Source organism: Terrabacter sp. 2RAF25, from assembly GCF_052115265.1.
GTDB lineage: Bacteria > Actinomycetota > Actinomycetes > Actinomycetales > Dermatophilaceae > Terrabacter.
Window position 1 is genome coordinate 529,186 of record NZ_JBFRGJ010000002.1, and the last position, 17,253, is coordinate 546,438.

Consider the following 17,253-nt stretch of genomic DNA (forward strand, 5'->3'; position numbering starts at 1 on the left):
CATGCGCCTGACCCCTCTCTGCGACGCGACCTGGACCTATGACTTCCTCCACGAGGTCCCACCTTCGGCCGGACGTGACGGACGCGTCTACGGCCAGGGCACCGGCACCCTGACGGGCCGGCTGTCCGGCACCGCGTCGTGGTCGAACTTCCCACGCATCCGGGAGGGGTGGGCCTCACCCGATTCCCGCGGCGTCATCCACGTCGACGACGGCGTCGTCCTCTTCACCCTGACCGGCCTGTCCTCGCTGACGGACGGACGCGGGGTCCACGTCCTCACCTTCCAGGCGGAGGCGCCCTCCCACCGGTGGCTCGACGACGTCATCGCCGTGGGCGAGGGGACCATCGACGTCGAGCATGCCCGCCTCCAGATGCGCTACTACGAGTGCGAGGTCGAGCTGCCGCTCAGCACCGAGGCCGGGTTCGGCTCGCCCGGCGTTCCCGACACCCCCGGCCGACGCCTGGAGGAGTAGTCAGCACTCGATGACGTTGACGGCGAGGCCGCCGCGCGCCGTCTCCTTGTACTTCACCTTCATGTCGGCGCCCGTCTCGCGCATCGTCTTGACGACCTTGTCGAGGCTGACGACGTGCGAGCCGTCTCCTCGCAGCGCCGTGCGAGCCGCGGTGATGGCCTTGACCGACGCGATGGCGTTGCGCTCGATGCACGGGATCTGCACGAGCCCGCCGACGGGGTCACAGGTGAGGCCGAGGTTGTGCTCCATGCCGATCTCGGCGGCGTTCTCCACCTGCTCGGGGGTGCCGCCCATGACGGCGGCCATGGCGCCCGCTGCCATCGAGCAGGCCGAGCCGACCTCGCCCTGGCAGCCGACCTCGGCACCCGAGATCGAGGCGGTCTCCTTGTAGATGACGCCGATCGCACCCGCGGTCAGCAGGAAGCGCACGATGCCGTCGCGGTCGGCACCGTTGACGAAGTTCGCGTAGTAGTGCAGGACGGCCGGGATGATGCCGGCAGCACCGTTGGTCGGGGCGGTGACGACACGGCCGCCCGACGCGTTCTCCTCGTTGACGGCGAGCGCGTACAGGGTGATCCAGTCCATCCCGCGGAGGGGGTCGTCGCTCGTGCCCTCGAGTCGGAGTCGGCGGGCCAGCTCGGGAGCGCGCCGGCGGACGCGCAAGCCACCGGGCAGCACGCCCTCGGTGGCGATGCCGTTGCGCACGCACTCCTTCATGACACGCCAGATCTCGAGCAGCCCGTCGCGGACCTCCTGCTCGGTGCGCCACGACAGCTCGTTCTCGAGCATGATCCGCGAGATCGACTTGCCCGTCTCCTTGCAGTGGGCGAGCAGCTCGTCACCCGTGCGGAACGGGTGGGCGACCGGCGTGGAGTCCTCGACGATCTTCGTCTCGCCGTCGGCGTCGCCGCCGACCACGAAACCGCCACCGACCGAGTAGTAGGTGCGCTCGGCGAGGGTCGCCCCCGACGCGTCGACGGCGGTGAACGTCATGCCGTTGGGGTGCACCGGCAGCGTCTTGCGGCGGTGCAGCACGAGGTCCTCGTCCTCGACGAAGTCGATCTCGTGCACGCCGAGCAGCGACACGCGGCGGCTCGCGCGGATCTCGGCCAGGCGGCCCTCGACGGCTCGAGGGTCGCACAGCTCGGGACGCTCACCCGTGAGACCGAGCAGCACCGCCTTGTCGCTGCCGTGGCCGTGACCCGTCGCCCCGAGCGACCCGAACAGCTGCGAGTGCACCCGGGCCACGCGGTCGAGGACCCCCTCGTCGCGCAGCCGCTCGGCGAACATCGCGGCAGCGCGCATCGGTCCGACGGTGTGCGAGCTCGACGGCCCGATACCGATCGAGAAGAGGTCGAAAACGCTGAGCGGCATGGTGTCCTGACTTCGTGTCGTCGTTGACGGCTGTCGCCCCGGGTGTGGGGGACCCGACGAGCGTACGTCCAGCCACGCCGGGCCCGCACACGCCTGCGGCGCGGGGGCCTGCCGGGCGGGTCCGTGGGCCGCCACCTAGAGTCGAGCAATGCCGCAACCACGCTGGGTCGACGCCGCCACCGTACGCCGGTCGCTGACTCCCGATCGCGCGCGCCGACTCGTGCGGCAGGCTTTGGCCGACGGCCTCGACCCTTCCGCCGACCCGATCCGCCAGGCGGTGCCGGCCGGTGAGGGGCAGCTGCTCGTCATGCCGTCGGGCAACCGCCAGGCGGCCGGGGTGAAGGTGCTGTCCGTCGCTCCCGGCAACCCGGCCCGCGGGCTCGACCGCATCCAGGCGATCTACGTGCTGATGGACACCGAGACGCTGACGCCCTTTGCCCTCATCGACGGGGCGGCGGTCACGGCCCTGCGCACCCCGGCCGTCTCGGCCGTCGCGATGGACGCGCTCGCGCCGGCAGACGTGGAGGCGGCCGTCGTCTTCGGCACCGGCCCCCAGGCGGTGGGTCACGTGGAGGCGCTGCTCGCCATCCGGCATACGTCCTCGGTGACCGTCGTGGGGCGTCGGGGTGAGGCCGCGCGAGCGACGGCCCAACGGGTGTCCAGCCTTGCCGGCAGCAGGCGCCTGCACGTCGACGCCCTGACGGTGGACGACAGCGCGGTCGAGTCCGCGGTGCGCGACGCGCAGGTCGTGGTCACGGCGACGTCGGCAGCGACACCAGTGATCGGCGACGACTGGGTCGCCGACGGCGCCTGCGTCGTGGCCATCGGGTCGCACGAGGCGCACCGCCGCGAGCTGGGCTCGGGCCTGCTGGGGCGCGCCCTCGTCGTCGTCGAGGACCTCGCCACGGCGCACCGCGAGGCCGGCGACGTCATCCTCGCGGCGGCCCAGGGCGCCCTCGACTGGGACGACGTGCACACGCTCCAGGACGTCGTGCTGGGCAAGGTCCAGCGCGCGAGCGACCGGCCGAACGTCTTCAAGAGCGTCGGCATGGCCTGGCAGGACCTCGTCATCGCCGAGCACGTGGCCCGGCCCTGAGCCGAGCGCCTATGCGCCCGTGACGATCTCGTCGATCGGGTGGGGCCCGTCGTTGAAGGCGATGACGCGTCGCGATGTCACCTCGGGGTGCGCGACGACCGATCGGATGACGTGCGCCACGTTGTCGCGCGAGACCCGTCCGGCCGTGACGCCGTCGCCCGCCTCGATGTGGCCCGTCGCGGTGTCGAGCGTCAGGGCGCTCGGACGCAGGATGGTCCAGGCGAGGTCAGTGCCCGCCAGATGAGCGTCCGCGGCCGTCTTGGCGTCGGCGTAAGCGTAGAACGGGTTGTCTTGCGGCACACCGTGATCGGGGCCCGCGCCGAAGTAGGAGACCATGACGTAGCGCGCGACCTCGGCTGCAGCGGTCGCCTCCATCGAGCGGATCGCCGCGTCGCGGTCAACCGCGTACGTACGCGTCGGGTTGCCGCCGCCTGCGCCGGCCGACCACACGACGAGGTCGCTGCCGCGGACGAGGCCCGTGAGCTGTTCGGTCGTCGCCGACTCGATGTCGAGCACTGCTGCGGTCGCACCGGTGGCCTCGATGTCGGCGACGTGGTCGGGGTTGCGCACGACGGACGTGACGTCGTGCCCGTCGGCGACGAGAAGCGGGGCTGCGAGAAGGGCGACCTTGCCGTGGCCGCCGATGATGAGAACTCGTGACATGACTCCACCATCGCAGAGTCGGGCCGGGCGCGACCTCCGGCACGTCCCCGGTCGAGGAGCAGGGCGCCACGGGCCCGGCTCCGTCCGTCGGCGCCGCTCTCCGTCACGCACAGGCGATGACGGAGTGTTCTCTCGATTGAGGGGCGCGCCCACCCACCCGATCGAAAGAACACTCCGTCACCACCGGGGGCGGTGACGGAGTGTTCTCTCGATTGGAGGGTTGGGGGGAGGTCAGTCGCGGGAGCTCCGGCCGATGAGGTAGCCGAGGACGACGCCGAAGGCCGCGGCCGCGGCGTAGCCGGCATACCTCTGGATGAGCACCGGCATGACGGCCGACCCGAGGTCGAGGGGCGCGTCCTCCTCGACCTCGGAGGTGACCCGACGCGGGGGTGACGGTGGCAGTGTGCTCGTTGCCACTCGCGGGTCCGTGTCGGCGGCGAGCGCGTCGGAGCCGGTCTCGACGAATCCCGTTGCGGGAGAGTCGTCGGCAGCCGGCTCGGCTGAGCCTGATCGGGAGCCCGACGCCGCCGCAGGTGGGGTGGCCGCGGCCTCGTCCCCGCCGCCGGCCGCGCCGAGCTGCTTCTCGATGCACGCGACGAACGCCTGGAGGAGCTTGTCGGACACGTCCTGCATGACGCCCCGGCCGAACTGGGCCGGCTTGCCGGTGACAGCGAGGTCGGTCGTGACGTCGGCCCGCGTGCCGTCGCCGTCGGGAGCCAGCTGGATCGAGACGGTCGCTCCTGCGGTGCCGTTGCCTCTCTTGTCCTTGCCCTTCGCCTCGATGACGGCACGGTGGCTCGTGTCGTCACGCTCGACGAACGAGCCCGAGCCGGAGTAGACGAGCGCGATCGGGCCGAGCTTGACCTTCACCGTTCCGGAGAAGCCGTTGTCGGTCACCTCGGTCACGGTCGCGCCCGGGAAGCAGCCGCCGACCCGTTCGAGGTCCATGAAGAGGGCCCACGCGTCGTCGACCGAGGTCGGCACGGTGAAGGAGTGCGTCAGCTCCATCCGGCGATCACGCTCCCGCTGCGGCGAGGACCGCGCGCCGTGTCAGCACCGTGGCGAGGTGCTTGCGGTAGTCGGCGTCGCCGTTGAGGTCGGAGGGCGGGTTGGTGCCCTCGGCCACCGAGGCGACGGCAGCACGCACGGCCTCGTCGGTGGCCTGCTTGCCGACGAGCGCCTCCTCCACCGCCTTGGCACGCAACGGGGTCGAGCCCATGTTGGTCAGGCCGACCCTGGCCTCGGCGATCGATCCGCCCTCGCTGCGCACGGTGGCCGCGACGCCGACGATCGACCACTGGTGGCTGACCCGGACGAACTTCTCGTAGTGCGCCCCCCACCCGGTGTGCTTGGGGATGCGGATCTGCGTGAGCAGCTCGCCCTCGCCGACGGCCGTGGTGAAGAGGTCCTCGAAGAAGTCGTCGGCCGCGACCGTACGCGTCGACCCGCCCGACCCCGCGATGACGAACTCGGCACCGAGGGCAAGTGCCGGCGCCCCGACGTCGCCCGCCGGGTCGGCGTGCACGAGCGCACCACCGACCGTGCCGCGGTGGCGGATCTGCGGGTCGGCCACGGTGGCGATCGCCTTGGACAGCAGGGCCGCGTGCGTCGACACGGCCTCGGAGGCCAGCACGGCGGCATACGTGGTCATGGCGCCGATGACCAGATGGTCACCGTCCTCGGAGACCCCTTGGAGCTCGGCGATGCGCCCGAGGTCGATGACCACGCCGGGTGCGTTGAGACGCATCCGGAGGATGGGCAGGAGCGACTGACCGCCGGCGAGCACCTTTGCCTCGTCACCGTGCTCGGCAAGTGCCGCCACCGCGTCGGCGACGGACGTCGGTGCCAGGTAGTCGAACTGTGCGGGGATCACTGGTCGCTCCCTTCGCTCGCAGCGCCGGGATCCTGGTTGGGCGCACCCTCGTCGAAGTGCGGTGCAGCCGCGCGTTCGCCCTCCGTGTTGACCGGAGCGCCGGCCTGGATCGCCTTCCAGACCCGCTCGGGCGTGCACGGCATCACGATGTCGTCGACGCCGAGGTGGCGCACCGCGTCGACGATCGCGTTGACGACGGCCGGTGTCGAGGCGATGGCCCCGGCCTCACCGACTCCCTTGGTGCCCAACGCGGTGTACGTCGAGGGGGAGGTCGTGTGGTCGGTGACGAAGCTGATCGTGTCGGCAGCGGTGGGCAGGGTGTAGTCGACGAACGAGCCGGTGACGAGCGTGCCCTGGTCGTCGTACTCGGCGCCCTCCCACAGGGCCTGCGCGATGCCCTGGACGAGGCCGCCGTGCACCTGCCCCTCGACGATGAGCGGGTTGATGATCGTGCCGATGTCGTCGACGCACACGTACTTGCGCATCGACGTCGCACCGGTCTCGGTGTCGACCTCCATCGCGCACAGGTGGGTGCCGTGCGGGAACGAGAAGTTCTCGGGGTCGAAGGTCGCGTCGGCGTCGAGGCTCGGCTCGACGCCGTCGGGCAGGTTGTGACCAGTCCACGTCGCGAGCGCGATCTCGGGCATCGAGATGCCCTTGTCGGTGCCCTTGACGCCGAACTTCCCGCGCGTGAACTCGATGTCGTCGACGCTCGCCTCGAGCAGGTGCGCGGCGACGACCTTGGCCTTCTCGATGACCTTGTCGGCGGCTCGGACGACGGCCTCGGCACCCACGACGAGGGACCGCGAGCCGTAGGTGTCCATGCCCTTGGAGGAGATCTGGGTGTCGCCGTGCAGCACCTCGACGTCCTCGAACGGCACACCGAGCCGGTCGGCGACGATCTGGCTCCACGCCGTCTCGTGACCCTGACCGTGCGGCGAGACCCCGGTGAGGACCTCCACCTTGCCCGTGGCGAGCATCCGGATGCTGGCGCTCTCCCAGCCGCCGGCGCCGTAGTTGAGCGCGCCGAGGATGCGGGACGGGGCGAGGCCGCACATCTCCGTGAACGTCGAGATGCCGATGCCCAGCTGGACCGGGTCGTTGCTCTCGCGGCGGTGCTTCTGCTCGGCGCGCAGCTCGTCGTAGCCGAAGAGCTCCTTGGCCTTGGCGGTGGCTGCCTCGTAGTTGCCCGAGTCGTAGGTCATGCCGGCGACCGAGGTGAAGGGGAACTCGTCGTGGGTGATCCAGTTCTGCTGGCGCACCTCGAGCGGATCGCGCCCGAGCTCGACCGCGAGCTGGTCCATCATGCGCTCGATGGCGAAGGTCGCCTCGGGGCGACCGGCGCCGCGGTAGGCGTCGACCCACGTCTTGTTGGTCAGCAGCGTCCGCACGGTGAAGTGGTAGGCGGCGAACTTGTAGATGGAGTTGTACATCCACGCGCCGAGCACCGGCACGCCACCGCCGACGACGCCGACGTACGCGCCGAGGTCGGCGAGCAGCTCGACCTTGAGGCCGGTGACGGTGCCGTCCTTGCGGGCGCTGAGGGTCAGCTTCTGCCACTGGTCGCGGCCGTGGTGGCCGGACAGCAGGGACTCGCTGCGCGTCTCGGTGTACTTGCAGGGCTTGCCGAGGCGCCGGGCCACGGCAATCGTGGCGAACTCCTCGGGCGTCGTCTGGAGCTTGCCGCCGAAGCCGCCCCCGACGTCGGGCGCGATGATCCGCACCTTGGACTCGGGGATGCCCGTGGTCGCGGCGACGAGGAAACGCAGGATGTGCGGCACCTGGGTCGAGCTCCAGACGGTCATCTGCTCGCCGGTCGGGTCGCACACCGTCGACCTCGGCTCCATGAAGGCTGGGATGAGCCGCTGCTGGCGGAACTCACGCTCGATGACGATGCCGTCGCTGCGTGCGGCAGCGATCTCGTCCTCGACGTCGGTTCCCGACCCCTGGCCGGCCGAGTCGAGGGTCCACACGGCGGAGGTGTTCGTCCCGAGGGCGGGGTGCGCGAGCACCTCGTCCTTGATGGCCTCCTTGAGGTCGAGAACCGCTGGCAGCTCGTCGTAGTCGACGTCGACGAGCTCGGCGGCGTCCCTCGCCTCGGCGGCGGTGCGGGCCGCGACGACGGCGACGATCTCGCCCGCGCAGGCAACGTGCTCGACGACCACAGGCAGGTGGTCCGGCGTCTTCTGCTCCGCGTTGAGCGGCCACGCGTTGGCGACGGCGCCCTGCACGTCCTTGATGTCCGCGCCGGTCACGACGCCGACGACGCCGGGTGCCTTCCTCGCCTCGTCGGTGTTGATGGCGGTGATGGTGGCGTGGGCGAAGGGGCTGCGCACCATGGCGAGGTGCAGCATGCCGGGCAGCTGGATGTTGTCGGTCCACCGAGTGCGACCCGTGATGAGGCGCTGGTCCTCCTTGCGCGTGCGCGCCTTGCCGATCTCGGGCGCGGGCACGTCGGCGGCGTCAGCCGGCCGGTCCTCGGTGACGGTCACGAGCTCACCGCCTGCGAGCTGAGGTCCTTGGCTGCCTGCTGAACGGCCTTGACGATGTTGTGGTAGCCGGTGCAGCGGCAGAGGTTGCCCTCGAGCCCCTCGCGGATCTCCTGCTCGCTCGGGTCGGCGTTCTCCTTGAGGAGGTCGCAGGCCTGCATGATCATGCCCGGCGTGCAGTAGCCGCACTGCAGGGCGTGGGTCTCGTGGAAGGCCCGCTGAACTGGATGGAGCTCGCCATCCGTGGCGAGCCCCTCGATCGTCGTCACCTCGTGACCGTCCGCCTGGACGGCGAGGACGTTGCACGACTTCACGCTCGTCCCGTCGAGGTGCACGGTGCAGGCACCGCAGTTGCTCGTGTCGCACCCCACGACGGTCCCGGTCTTGCCGAGGCTCTCGCGGAGGTACTGGACCAGAAGGGTCCTGGGCTCGACCTCGTCGGAGTAGCGCACCCCGTCGACGGTCACATTGATACGGGTCATTGCTGTTTGTCCTCCTGCCGCACTGCAGTTGACTTCCCCACGGTGAGTCTTGCTCGGAGTCGACTGCTGCACAAGGGCATCGAGAGAACGCATCCGTCCAAGCCGCTCAGCGAGCGCTGGGACGCACCCGACGGCATACGCAAGACTGTCGTGCATGACTCTCCACGCCGACGACTACCAGGCACTCCGCAGCCGCTACGACTCGATGACCTACCGCCGCACCGGCCGCTCGGGCCTCGACCTGCCGGCCGTCTCGCTCGGCCTGTGGCACAACTTCGGCGACGACGTGCCGCTCGACCGCCAGCGGGCGACGCTGCGACGCGCCTTCGACCTCGGCGTCACGCACTTCGACCTCGCCAACAACTACGGCCCGCCCTACGGCAGCGCCGAGCGCAACTTCGGCACGATCTACGCGCAGGACTTCAAGCGCTACCGCGACGAGCTCATCATCAGCAGCAAGGCCGGCTACGACATGTGGCCCGGGCCCTACGGCCAGGGCGGCGGCAGCCGCAAGTACGTCCTCGCCTCGCTCGACCAGTCGCTGCAGCGGATGGGCGTCGACTACGTCGACATCTTCTACTCCCACCGCTTCGACGAGACGACGCCGCTCGAGGAGACGATGGGCGCGCTCGACACGGCAGTGCGCTCGGGCAAGGCGCTGTATGCCGGCATCTCGAGCTACTCGGGCCCGCGCACCCGCGAGGCGATCGAGATCCTCCGCTCGATGGGCACGCCGCTGCTCATCCACCAGCCCAGCTACTCGATGCTCAACCGGTGGGTCGAGGAGGACCTGCTCGACGTGCTCGGCGACGAGGGCGTCGGCTGCATCGCGTTCAGCCCGCTCGCCCAGGGCATGCTCACCGACAAGTACCTCAAGGGCGTGCCGGCAGGTTCGCGTGCGTCGCAGGGCAAGTCGCTGTCGCCGAAGCTGCTGAGCGAGCAGAACCTCAAGCACGTCCGTGCGCTGAACCGGATGGCCAAGGCTCGTGGCCAGTCCCTTGCGCAGATGGCCCTCGCGTGGATCCTGCGCGATCAGCGCGTCACGTCGGTGCTCATCGGCGCCTCGTCGGTCGCCCAGCTCGAGGACAGCCTCGGCTCGCTCGGCAACCTCGACTTCTCCACCGAGGAGCTCGACAAGATCGACAAGCACGCGGTCGAGGGAGGCATCAACCTCTGGAAGGGCTCGAGCGCCCACTGACACACGCACCCGAGGACGTATGCCGTGTGGCCGGGGACCGCACGTCGCCGCGGTCCCGGCCGCGTCCGCTACGTCACTGTTGCGACTCATGCACCAGTGACGCGGCGGACAAGGGCACGCGGCCCACGGCATACCGCACAAGGCACACGGTCACGTCGTGGGCTGCCAGCCCGGCCCGCGGAGCACGTGGCCCCAACGGTCGTGCCACGAGCGGGCTGCCTTGACGTCGTGCCAGATCGAGGCGTACTCGTGGGTGGCGACGACGAGCGGGTTGTAGGTGCGCAGCTGCTTCGTCAGGCCGTAGACGACGCGCTCACCCTCGGGCTCGAAGGAGCGGAAGAGGCGGTCCCAGATGACGAGGATGCCGCCGTAGTTGCGGTCGAGGTAGCCGTTGTTCATGCCGTGGTGGACGCGGTGGTGCGACGGCGTGTTCATCACGAGCTCCACTGGGCGCCAGAGCTTTCCGACCCGCTCGGTGTGCAGGAAGAACTGGTAGAGCAGCGAGATCGACTGCTGCAGGAAGATCGCCCACGGCGGCACACCGAGCAGCGCGAGCGGTGCCCAGAACGGGATGCCACCGAACGGGGTCCACGTCTGGCGCAGCGCCGTCGAGAAGTTGTAGCGCTGGCTCGAGTGGTGCACCACGTGGCTGGCCCAGAGGATGCGCACCTCGTGGTGGCAGCGGTGGTACCAGTAGTAGGCGAGGTCCTCGGCGAAGAAGATGACGACCCACACCCACCACAGCGAGGTGTCGAGGCGCAGCGGCGTGACGGCATACAGGGCGGCGTAGACGAGGAGCTGCAGCGCCTTGTAGCCGATGCCCACGACGACGCTGCCGATGCCCATCGACAGACTCGTCGCCGTGTCGCGAACCTCGTAGCCGACCTCGTCGTCGTCGGGTGCGAACCACAGCGAGACGACCTCGACGACGATGAACGCGATGAAGAACGGGATCGCCGTGACGATCAGGTCGACCATCACGCGCCCCGGGTGAGGTGGTCGAGGGTGCGGCCGTCGTCGGTGAGCGCGGCCCAGACGTCGATGGCCTGGGTGAGGATCGTGTCGGCGATCCGCGCGGCCTCGGCGCCGTCGCGGGCGGCGATCGCCGCGGGCAGCGGCGCGTGCGGCACGAGGTCGGAGCGGTCGGCGGCGAGGAGGGCGTCGAGCGGGCCGGGCGCGCTGTCGATGGCGTGCATGAGCGAGTTGAGAGCGAGGCGGAAGGCGAAGTTGCCGCTCGTCTCGACGACCTCGAGCCAGAAGGTGCGGTCGGCGTCGTCGATGTCCGGGCAGCCGTATGCCGCAGCGGCGGCGACGATGCGCGCGTGGCCCTCAGCCGTGCCGCGGGTCGCAGCCAGGCGGGCGGCGTCGACGCCGATGCAGCGACGCATCTCGAGGCCGTCGCGCAGGATCGTGGGGTCGAGTCCCTCGCCGGAACGGGCGAGGTGGGCGAGCAGGTCGAGGCCCGCACTGCTGCGGACGTCGAGCACGCGGGTGCCGCCGCCGTGCACCACCTTGACGAACCCTGCCGCCTGGAGCCGTTGGAGGGCCTCGCGGACGGCGTGCCGGTTGACGGCGAACGAGGCCGCGAGCTCGCGTTCGGGCGGCAGGGAGTCGCCGGGTGCGAACCGGCCGGTGAGCACGGCGTCGCGCAGCTCGGAGAACACCTCGTCGGACACCGAACGACGGGCGACGGGGCCGAATCCACTCTGACTCATGGCCGCCATGCTGACAGCGGGCCCATCAACTCATCAAGAGGTTGGACCAATTTGTGATGTCTGCCGCTGTGTAGGTTGAGCGCCATGCCCGATCTGAGCATCCAGGAACGCCTGTATCCCGACCTGCCCTGCTTCGGCTGTGGTCAGGCCAACGACAAGGGACTCCAGCTCAAGAGCTACCCGCTGGGCGACAGCGCGGCCGCCGGGGTGGCCGCCTCGTTCACGCCCTGGCCCGAGCACGACAACGGCCTCGGCTACCTCAACGGCGGCATCATCGGCACCGTTCTCGACTGCCACAGCGCGGCCGCCGTCATGCTCGAGGCCGAGCGCGGTGGCTGGCCGCCGCTGCCGGGTGCCGACCTGTCCTACGTCACCGCTGGGCTCGACGTGCGCTACCTGCGGCCTGCGCCGCTCCGCGACACGGTCGAGCTCTTTGCCGCCGTCACCCACGCCGACGAGCCGCAGATGACCGTCGAGGTCGAGCTGCGCTTCGACGGCAGGGTGCGGGCCCGGGCGACCGCTCTCTGGAAGCGCTGGCGCCCGCGCACCTGACCACCCCCGGCCAATCGAAAGAGCACTCCGTCACCACGAGCGGGACCGCGCGGTCTCGCGGTCAGGACGGAGTGTTCTTTCGATTGCGGCTCGGTGGGCCGTCAGTGCTGCGCCTCGGAGTCGTGCGGAGTGTCGTGGGCGGGATGGTGGTGGTGGATCGGGCCGTCGGTCGTGGCGAGCCGCTCGCCGGCGCCGCCCCAGCGCAGCGCGATGATCTCGGCGGCGATCGACACGGCCGTCTCCTCGGGCGTGCGAGCGCCGAGGTCGAGGCCGATCGGCGAGCTCATCCGGGCGAGCTCGTCGTCGGTGAGGCCGGCCTCGCGCAGCCGGGCGAGCCGGTCGTCGTGGGTGCGCCGCGAGCCCATCGCGCCGATGTAGGCGACGTCGGGCAGGCGCAGCGCGACCTCGAGCAGCGGCACGTCGAACTTCGGGTCGTGGGTGAGCACGGCGATGACGGTGCGCGAGTCGATGCGGCCCTCGTCGACCTCGTTCTGGAGGTAGTCGTGCGGCCACTTGACGACGACCTCGTCGGCGCCGGGGAAGCGCGTCTTCGTCGCGAAGACGGGCCGGGCGTCGCAGACCGTGACGTAGTAGCCGAGGAAGCCGCCGACCCGCGCGACGGCCGCCGCGAAGTCGATGGCGCCGAAGACGAGCATGCGCGGCTTCGGCGCGTGGGCGGCGACGAAGACCCGCATGCCTTCGCCGCGTCGTTCACCGTCGGGCCCGTAGGTCAGGATGGCCGAGCGTCCTTGCGCGAGAAGCCCTCTCGCGTCGTCGCGTACGGCGTCGTCGGCGCGCCCGCTGCCGAGCGAGCCGAGCACGGATGCCGTCTCGTCGTCTTCGTCGGGACCCTCGGTCTCGGGGTGCACCACCACCCGTCGACCGACCCACGCCGGCTCGGGGTGCTCGATCACGGTGACGACCGCGACGGGCCGCCCGGCGGCGATGTCGTCGGCGACCGCGCCCAGCTCGGGGAAGGTCTCGCGGTTCACCTTCTCGACGAACACGTCGAGGATGCCCCCGCAGGTCAGCCCGACGGCATACGCGTCGTCGTCGCTCACGCCGTAGCGCTGGAGCACCGGGTGCCCGCTGTCGACGACCTCCTGGGCGAGCTCGTAGACGGCGCCTTCGACGCACCCGCCGGAGACCGACCCGACCGCCTCGCCGTCCGGGCCGACGAGCATCGACGCGCCGGGCTGGCGCGGGGCGGAGCGCCACGTGCCGACGACGGTGCCGACGCCGACGGTCTCGCCGGCCGACCACCACTGCATCAGCTCGTCCATCACCTCACGCACGGGAGACCACCTCGATCAGCTCCTCGAACGCCGCGAGCGAGTGGCCCGCGACGAAGTCGTCGATGTGCGGCAGGGCCGCCACGATGCCCTGCTGCACCGGCTCGTAGCCGGCCTTGCCGCGGTGCGGGTTGGCCCAGACGACCCGGTGCGAGAGGGCCGCGAGGCGTCGCATCTGCTCACCGAGCACCTCCGGTCCCTCGCGTTCCCACCCGTCGGAGAAGACAACGACGACGGAGCCGCGGGCCATACCCCGCCTGCCCCAGCGGTCGAGGAAGGCGCCGATCGAGTCGCCGAGGCGGGTGCCTCCCGACCAGTCGGGCACCACCCGGCCGGCGGCGGCGAGCGCCCGGTCGGGGTCGCGCTCCGTCAGCGCCCGCGTGACGTGGGTGAGCCGGGTGCCCATCGTGAAGACCTCGACGTGGGGCACCGCGCGCACGAAGGCGTGGGCGAGGCGAAGGAGGCTGTCGGCGTACGGGCTCATCGACCCGGAGACGTCGATGAGCAGGACGATGCGGCGCGGACGCACGCCGCGGCGGCGGTGATGGATGCGCCCGGGCTCGCCCATGCGGCGCAGCTGCTCACGCAGGGTGGCGGGCCCGTCGACGGCGCCGCTGGTGGAGCGGACGTGCCGTCGCGCCCGGCGCAAGGGTGCCCGGGGCGCCAGGGACGCGAAGAGGCGCGACGCTGCCGCCCGGTCGGCCGCGCTCAGGGTCGCGATGTCGCGGTGGCGCAGCACCTCCTGGGCGCTGGCTCGCGCCTGGACGGTGTCGGTGTCGTCGTCGGGGCCGCCCTCTCCCTCTCCGCTGTCGAGGGGCGCCTGCCGGACGGGGGGCCGCACGATGTCGACGCGCTGTCCGCGCGGGATGGCCTCGCCGCCGAACCAGCGCTCGAAGACCTCGTCGTATGCCGGGAAGTCGGCGGGCGTGCCCGTCAGGGTCGAGCGCCCGGCCCAGTAGACGCCGGCGCGCCCGCCCATGCCGACGGTCGCCGCGGCGAGGAGGAAGGTGCGCTCGCGGTCGGCCGTGACGTTGATGCCCGCGGCGCGCAGGGCGCGGGCGAAGCCGAGGAGCAGCTCGTCGGGCTCGAGGTCGGGGTGGGGGGCGATGGTCGTCACGGGGGCTCTGGTGTCTCGGGCGTCCGGTGGGCGTCAGGCGGTGAGCAGCTTGTCGAGCGAGGCCCGGATGCGCTCGGAGTCCTCGCGGTACTTCAGCGCAGCGCCGAGCGTCGCGGCGGCGACCTCGGCGTCCAGTCGGGTCGCGCCGACCGTCTCGAGGGCGCGCGCCCAGTCGAGGGTCTCGGCGACGCCCGGCGGCTTGATGAGCTCGCCGCCCGTGCGCAGGCGCTGGACGAGGGTGACGACTTGCTCGGCGAGGGCCTGGCTCACCTCGGGCAGGCGGGTGCGGACGATCTCGAGCTCGCGCGCGAGACCGGGGTGGTCGATCCAGTGGTAGAGGCAGCGCCGCTTGAGGGCGTCGTGCAGCTCGCGGGTGCGGTTCGAGGTGAGCACGACGATCGGCGGCGTGGCGGCGCTCACGGTGCCGAGCTCGGGGATCGTCACCTGCCAGGTGCTCAGGACCTCGAGGAGGAAGGCCTCGAACTCGTCGTCGGCGCGGTCTATCTCGTCGATGAGCAGCACGCAGGGGGCCTCGCGCAGGGCTTGGAGCACCGGCCGGGCGAGGAGGAAGCGCTCGTCGAAGAGCTCGGCCTCGAGGGCTTTGGCGTCCTGGCGCTCGTCTCGGCTGATCGCCTCGACGGTGCGCAGGTGCAGGATCTGGCGCGGGAAGTCCCAGTCGTAGAGGGCCTGCGTCGCATCGATGCCCTCGTAGCACTGGAGCCGGATGAGGCGGAGATCGAGCGCTTGGGCCAAGGCCTCGGCGAGGGCCGTCTTGCCGGTGCCCGGCTCGCCCTCGAGCAGGATCGGGCGGTTCAGCCGGGTGGCGAGGAAGGTGACGGTCGCGAGCGCCTCGTCGGCAAGGTAGCCCGTGCCGCGGAGGGCGGTCGTGACGTCGTCGGCACTCGCGAACAGGTGATCCATGCCCTGAGCATCGCTGATGATCGGTGCTCGTGGAAGCGCCGGGGCCCTTGCGCTCGGGTCAGCGGGTCGTGTTGAGCTCGTGGGGGGTGTCGGCGTCACGGCCGGTGGCGAGGTCACCGCACTCGACGAGGTCGTGTTCCGTCGTGCGGAAATAGTGTCGCGCGCCGTGGTCGCCGACGGCGGTCGCGATGACGCCCTCCCAGTGGTCTCGCCCGATCAGCGCAGGGTGTCCCGGGACGCCCTGGTATGCCGCCCGCCGCAGCGTCGCTCGCAGGTCGGCGACCGACGGGCCACTCGTCTCGTCGACCTCGACGGCGTGCTCGTCAGGGTCGGGATGGGGGGAGTGGGCGTTGTCGACGTGCCGGGGCGCGTCGAGCACCCGCACGACGACCTCCGGGGTCAGGTCGGGCAGGTCGACGAGGGTCACGAGTGCCGCATCGACGCAGCCCTCGCCCTCGTGGGTGGACCGGGCGAGCGCCGTGAGTCCGGAGCGGAGGGAGGCGCCCATGCCTTCCTGCCAGTCGGGGCAGGGGACGACGTCGACGTCGCGGCCGAGGGTGGTGACGATCGCGGTGACCTCATCGGCGGCGGCGCCAACGACGACCGTGATGCCCGCGCACCCGCCGGCATGAAGCAGACTCACGGCGCGCTCGACGAGGGTCGGCTCGTCGGGGTGCCGGCGGACCAGGGCCTTGGGGCCACCCATCCGCCGCCCGGCCCCGGCGGCGAGCACGAGTCCGCGGACGTGCGTGGCGCGGCCGTGGACGGCTGCGGCGTTGGGCCCACTTTCTCGGTCGTTCACACTCGTGAACCTACCCGCGGAGCGGGCGACACCCGCCGATCAGCCGTTGAGCCACCCCGCGTCACCCCGCCGCGTATCGTTCATGCGGACACGCGCGACTTCGGAGAGCAGTTGGTCCTGCTCGCGGAGGTACAGCCAGCAATTTCGGACACTGCTACGACCGGGGTTCAGGCATGCAAGACTGCGCGAGTGGTTGACGTCACCGTGGTGCCCGACACCAATGTGTGGCGGTACTTGGTCGATGCGGGCGCGATCGAGGATGTGCGCCTGGCTGCGAAGCGATCGTGCGTAACCATCGTGGCCTGCCCGGCCGTGGTCTATGAGTGCCTGAGGGTTTCAAACGCAGCGCTCCGTGGGCATCTCGCCAAGGCCCTTACGCAAAACGACTGGATGCGCCCCATGCCCGAGGCGTTTGTAGAGGCCGAGGAGGTCCGCCAGGAAATCACTCGGCTGCACCCGGAGTGGATCGACCCCCGCCCCGACCTTCGCAACTACCGTAAGAATCGCGAGGATTGGGGGAGCAGCTTCTGGCTTCGCGTTCGCAGGGATCCGAAATGGATGGCTTCCATTCTGTCGAAGATCGAAGGCGACGTGCTGACCCGAGCGCGCCGGGAGGCGGATTCTGCCAGGTTGCTTGCCCGAGAGTTCGGTCAGAGCGAGCGGTCTCTTCGACTGGACAACGCCACTGCGTGGTTTGGCCACCCAGTAGCCGGGTGGGATGGCCAGCCCTTCGAAGCCTGGCGGGCTCAGTCTCAAAGCCACTGGTGGCAGGCTGTGGTGCTGGGACGAGACAGCACGGCCTCAGATTGGCTGGCGCCGTGGCTTGATCTCCGGCGCGTGCGGCGCGAGCGGGACGTGTGGGTCCACATGTGGACCCGGGAGGTAATGGCCAAGCACGTGCCTAGGGAGTGGATACGCTGGGCAATGAGCGAGGCTCAGGCGCTGAGGAAGGTCACCCCTGGGACCCCGGTAGATAACCAGATCGCCACCTATCTTGTGGATTTCAGTGTGTTCCTCACGAGCGACCGAGGTTTCGGCGATTGCCTTGAGATGCTCCGCCCGCACGCTCCAGTTTCCTTGGCGACCATTGAGAGATCGCCCGGTGGAATCGCCGCCGTGGAATTCACTCTCGACCTGCTGACACGGATTGGCAATAGACCCATAGATGTTGGGTGAGCCAGTCGCGGCAGTGGGCAGATGGCGCATG

General features: G+C 70.6%; 17 protein-coding genes. 5 read left to right on the top strand and 12 right to left on the bottom strand.

What is annotated here, in order from left to right:
* Position 1: 1 nt before the first annotated feature.
* Entirely contained in the window at positions 2 to 472 is a 471-nt protein-coding gene (locus AB4091_RS05700; RefSeq protein ID WP_442290760.1) for a hypothetical protein, read from the top strand.
* Here AB4091_RS05700 and AB4091_RS05705 read toward each other — a convergent pair whose 3' ends face one another.
* On the bottom strand, positions 473 to 1,846 hold the full coding sequence (locus tag AB4091_RS05705; protein ID WP_442290761.1) for an L-serine ammonia-lyase: 1,374 nt from the start codon (positions 1,844 to 1,846) through the stop codon (positions 473 to 475). It lies immediately after the preceding gene.
* Positions 1,847 to 1,994: 148 nt separating this feature from the next.
* On the opposite strand from AB4091_RS05705, the gene AB4091_RS05710 reads away from it, so the two are divergent.
* Complete coding sequence (locus AB4091_RS05710; RefSeq protein ID WP_442290762.1) at positions 1,995 to 2,942, top strand: ornithine cyclodeaminase family protein; 948 nt, start codon at positions 1,995 to 1,997, stop codon at positions 2,940 to 2,942.
* 9 nt (positions 2,943 to 2,951) lie between these two features.
* Here the strand turns inward: AB4091_RS05710 and AB4091_RS05715 are convergent, their stop codons facing one another.
* The 5 genes from AB4091_RS05715 to AB4091_RS05735 all read right to left on the bottom strand — a co-directional run bounded on the left by AB4091_RS05715 (position 2,952) and on the right by AB4091_RS05735 (position 8,449).
* Positions 2,952 to 3,605: an NAD(P)H-binding protein gene (locus tag AB4091_RS05715; RefSeq protein ID WP_442290763.1), complete on the bottom strand. Its 654-nt coding sequence runs from the start codon at positions 3,603 to 3,605 to the stop codon at positions 2,952 to 2,954.
* Between the two features lie 231 nt (positions 3,606 to 3,836).
* A complete protein-coding gene (locus tag AB4091_RS05720) occupies positions 3,837 to 4,613 on the bottom strand; it encodes an SRPBCC family protein (RefSeq protein WP_442290764.1) in 777 nt (258 codons plus the stop codon).
* Positions 4,614 to 4,620: 7 nt separating this feature from the next.
* Positions 4,621 to 5,478, bottom strand: a complete 858-nt coding sequence (locus AB4091_RS05725) for an FAD binding domain-containing protein (protein ID WP_442290765.1) — start codon at positions 5,476 to 5,478, stop codon at positions 4,621 to 4,623.
* Positions 5,475 to 7,970: a xanthine dehydrogenase family protein molybdopterin-binding subunit gene (locus AB4091_RS05730; protein ID WP_442290766.1), complete on the bottom strand. Its 2,496-nt coding sequence runs from the start codon at positions 7,968 to 7,970 to the stop codon at positions 5,475 to 5,477. The genes AB4091_RS05725 and AB4091_RS05730 overlap by 4 nt, the downstream gene beginning before the upstream one ends.
* Positions 7,967 to 8,449, bottom strand: a complete 483-nt coding sequence (locus AB4091_RS05735; protein WP_442290767.1) for a (2Fe-2S)-binding protein — start codon at positions 8,447 to 8,449, stop codon at positions 7,967 to 7,969. The genes AB4091_RS05730 and AB4091_RS05735 overlap by 4 nt, the downstream gene beginning before the upstream one ends.
* Positions 8,450 to 8,603: 154 nt before the next feature.
* Here AB4091_RS05735 and mgrA point away from each other — a divergent pair, with 154 nt between their 5' ends.
* A complete protein-coding gene (gene mgrA, locus AB4091_RS05740; RefSeq protein WP_442290768.1) occupies positions 8,604 to 9,647 on the top strand; it encodes an L-glyceraldehyde 3-phosphate reductase in 1,044 nt (347 codons plus the stop codon).
* 150 nt (positions 9,648 to 9,797) lie between these two features.
* Here the strand turns inward: mgrA and AB4091_RS05745 are convergent, their stop codons facing one another.
* Entirely contained in the window at positions 9,798 to 10,625 is an 828-nt protein-coding gene (locus tag AB4091_RS05745; protein ID WP_442291393.1) for a sterol desaturase family protein, read from the bottom strand.
* Positions 10,625 to 11,362, bottom strand: a complete 738-nt coding sequence (locus tag AB4091_RS05750; protein ID WP_442290769.1) for a FadR/GntR family transcriptional regulator — start codon at positions 11,360 to 11,362, stop codon at positions 10,625 to 10,627. Before AB4091_RS05750 ends, AB4091_RS05745 begins: the two co-directional genes overlap by 1 nt.
* 84 nt (positions 11,363 to 11,446) lie before the next feature.
* Here AB4091_RS05750 and AB4091_RS05755 point away from each other — a divergent pair, with 84 nt between their 5' ends.
* A complete protein-coding gene (locus AB4091_RS05755; RefSeq protein ID WP_442290770.1) occupies positions 11,447 to 11,914 on the top strand; it encodes a PaaI family thioesterase in 468 nt (155 codons plus the stop codon).
* A 101-nt stretch (positions 11,915 to 12,015) separates the two neighbouring features.
* Here AB4091_RS05755 and AB4091_RS05760 read toward each other — a convergent pair whose 3' ends face one another.
* Genes AB4091_RS05760 through AB4091_RS05775 form a run of 4 tightly spaced genes read right to left on the bottom strand, consistent with a single transcriptional unit; the run spans position 12,016 to position 16,046 of the window.
* On the bottom strand, positions 12,016 to 13,209 hold the full coding sequence (locus AB4091_RS05760) for an XdhC family protein (RefSeq protein WP_442290771.1): 1,194 nt from the start codon (positions 13,207 to 13,209) through the stop codon (positions 12,016 to 12,018).
* Positions 13,202 to 14,323 (bottom strand): vWA domain-containing protein, encoded by a 1,122-nt coding sequence (locus AB4091_RS05765; RefSeq protein ID WP_442290772.1) that lies wholly within the window; start codon positions 14,321 to 14,323, stop codon positions 13,202 to 13,204. Before AB4091_RS05765 ends, AB4091_RS05760 begins: the two co-directional genes overlap by 8 nt.
* Before the next feature lie 33 nt (positions 14,324 to 14,356).
* On the bottom strand, positions 14,357 to 15,244 hold the full coding sequence (locus AB4091_RS05770) for an AAA family ATPase (RefSeq protein WP_442290773.1): 888 nt from the start codon (positions 15,242 to 15,244) through the stop codon (positions 14,357 to 14,359).
* A 58-nt stretch (positions 15,245 to 15,302) separates the two neighbouring features.
* Positions 15,303 to 16,046 (bottom strand): nucleotidyltransferase family protein, encoded by a 744-nt coding sequence (locus tag AB4091_RS05775; RefSeq protein WP_442290774.1) that lies wholly within the window; start codon positions 16,044 to 16,046, stop codon positions 15,303 to 15,305.
* Between the two features lie 189 nt (positions 16,047 to 16,235).
* Between AB4091_RS05775 and AB4091_RS05780 the strand changes: the two genes are divergently transcribed.
* On the top strand, positions 16,236 to 17,222 hold the full coding sequence (locus tag AB4091_RS05780; protein ID WP_442290775.1) for a hypothetical protein: 987 nt from the start codon (positions 16,236 to 16,238) through the stop codon (positions 17,220 to 17,222).
* Positions 17,223 to 17,253 lie beyond the last annotated feature (31 nt).

Excerpts from the sequence above, each read along its gene's own strand:
- AB4091_RS05700 (WP_442290760.1), top strand. The coding sequence starts at position 2 with ATGCGCCTGACCCCTCTCTGCGACGCGACCTGGACCTATGACTTCCTC.
- AB4091_RS05705 (WP_442290761.1), bottom strand. The coding sequence starts at position 1,846 with ATGCCGCTCAGCGTTTTCGACCTCTTCTCGATCGGTATCGGGCCGTCG.
- AB4091_RS05710 (WP_442290762.1), top strand. The coding sequence starts at position 1,995 with ATGCCGCAACCACGCTGGGTCGACGCCGCCACCGTACGCCGGTCGCTG.
- AB4091_RS05715 (WP_442290763.1), bottom strand. The coding sequence starts at position 3,605 with ATGTCACGAGTTCTCATCATCGGCGGCCACGGCAAGGTCGCCCTTCTC.
- AB4091_RS05720 (WP_442290764.1), bottom strand. The coding sequence starts at position 4,613 with ATGGAGCTGACGCACTCCTTCACCGTGCCGACCTCGGTCGACGACGCG.
- AB4091_RS05735 (WP_442290767.1), bottom strand. The coding sequence starts at position 8,449 with ATGACCCGTATCAATGTGACCGTCGACGGGGTGCGCTACTCCGACGAG.
- mgrA (WP_442290768.1), top strand. The coding sequence starts at position 8,604 with ATGACTCTCCACGCCGACGACTACCAGGCACTCCGCAGCCGCTACGAC.
- AB4091_RS05745 (WP_442291393.1), bottom strand. The coding sequence starts at position 10,625 with ATGGTCGACCTGATCGTCACGGCGATCCCGTTCTTCATCGCGTTCATC.
- AB4091_RS05750 (WP_442290769.1), bottom strand. The coding sequence starts at position 11,362 with ATGAGTCAGAGTGGATTCGGCCCCGTCGCCCGTCGTTCGGTGTCCGAC.
- AB4091_RS05755 (WP_442290770.1), top strand. The coding sequence starts at position 11,447 with ATGCCCGATCTGAGCATCCAGGAACGCCTGTATCCCGACCTGCCCTGC.
- AB4091_RS05770 (WP_442290773.1), bottom strand. The coding sequence starts at position 15,244 with ATGGATCACCTGTTCGCGAGTGCCGACGACGTCACGACCGCCCTCCGC.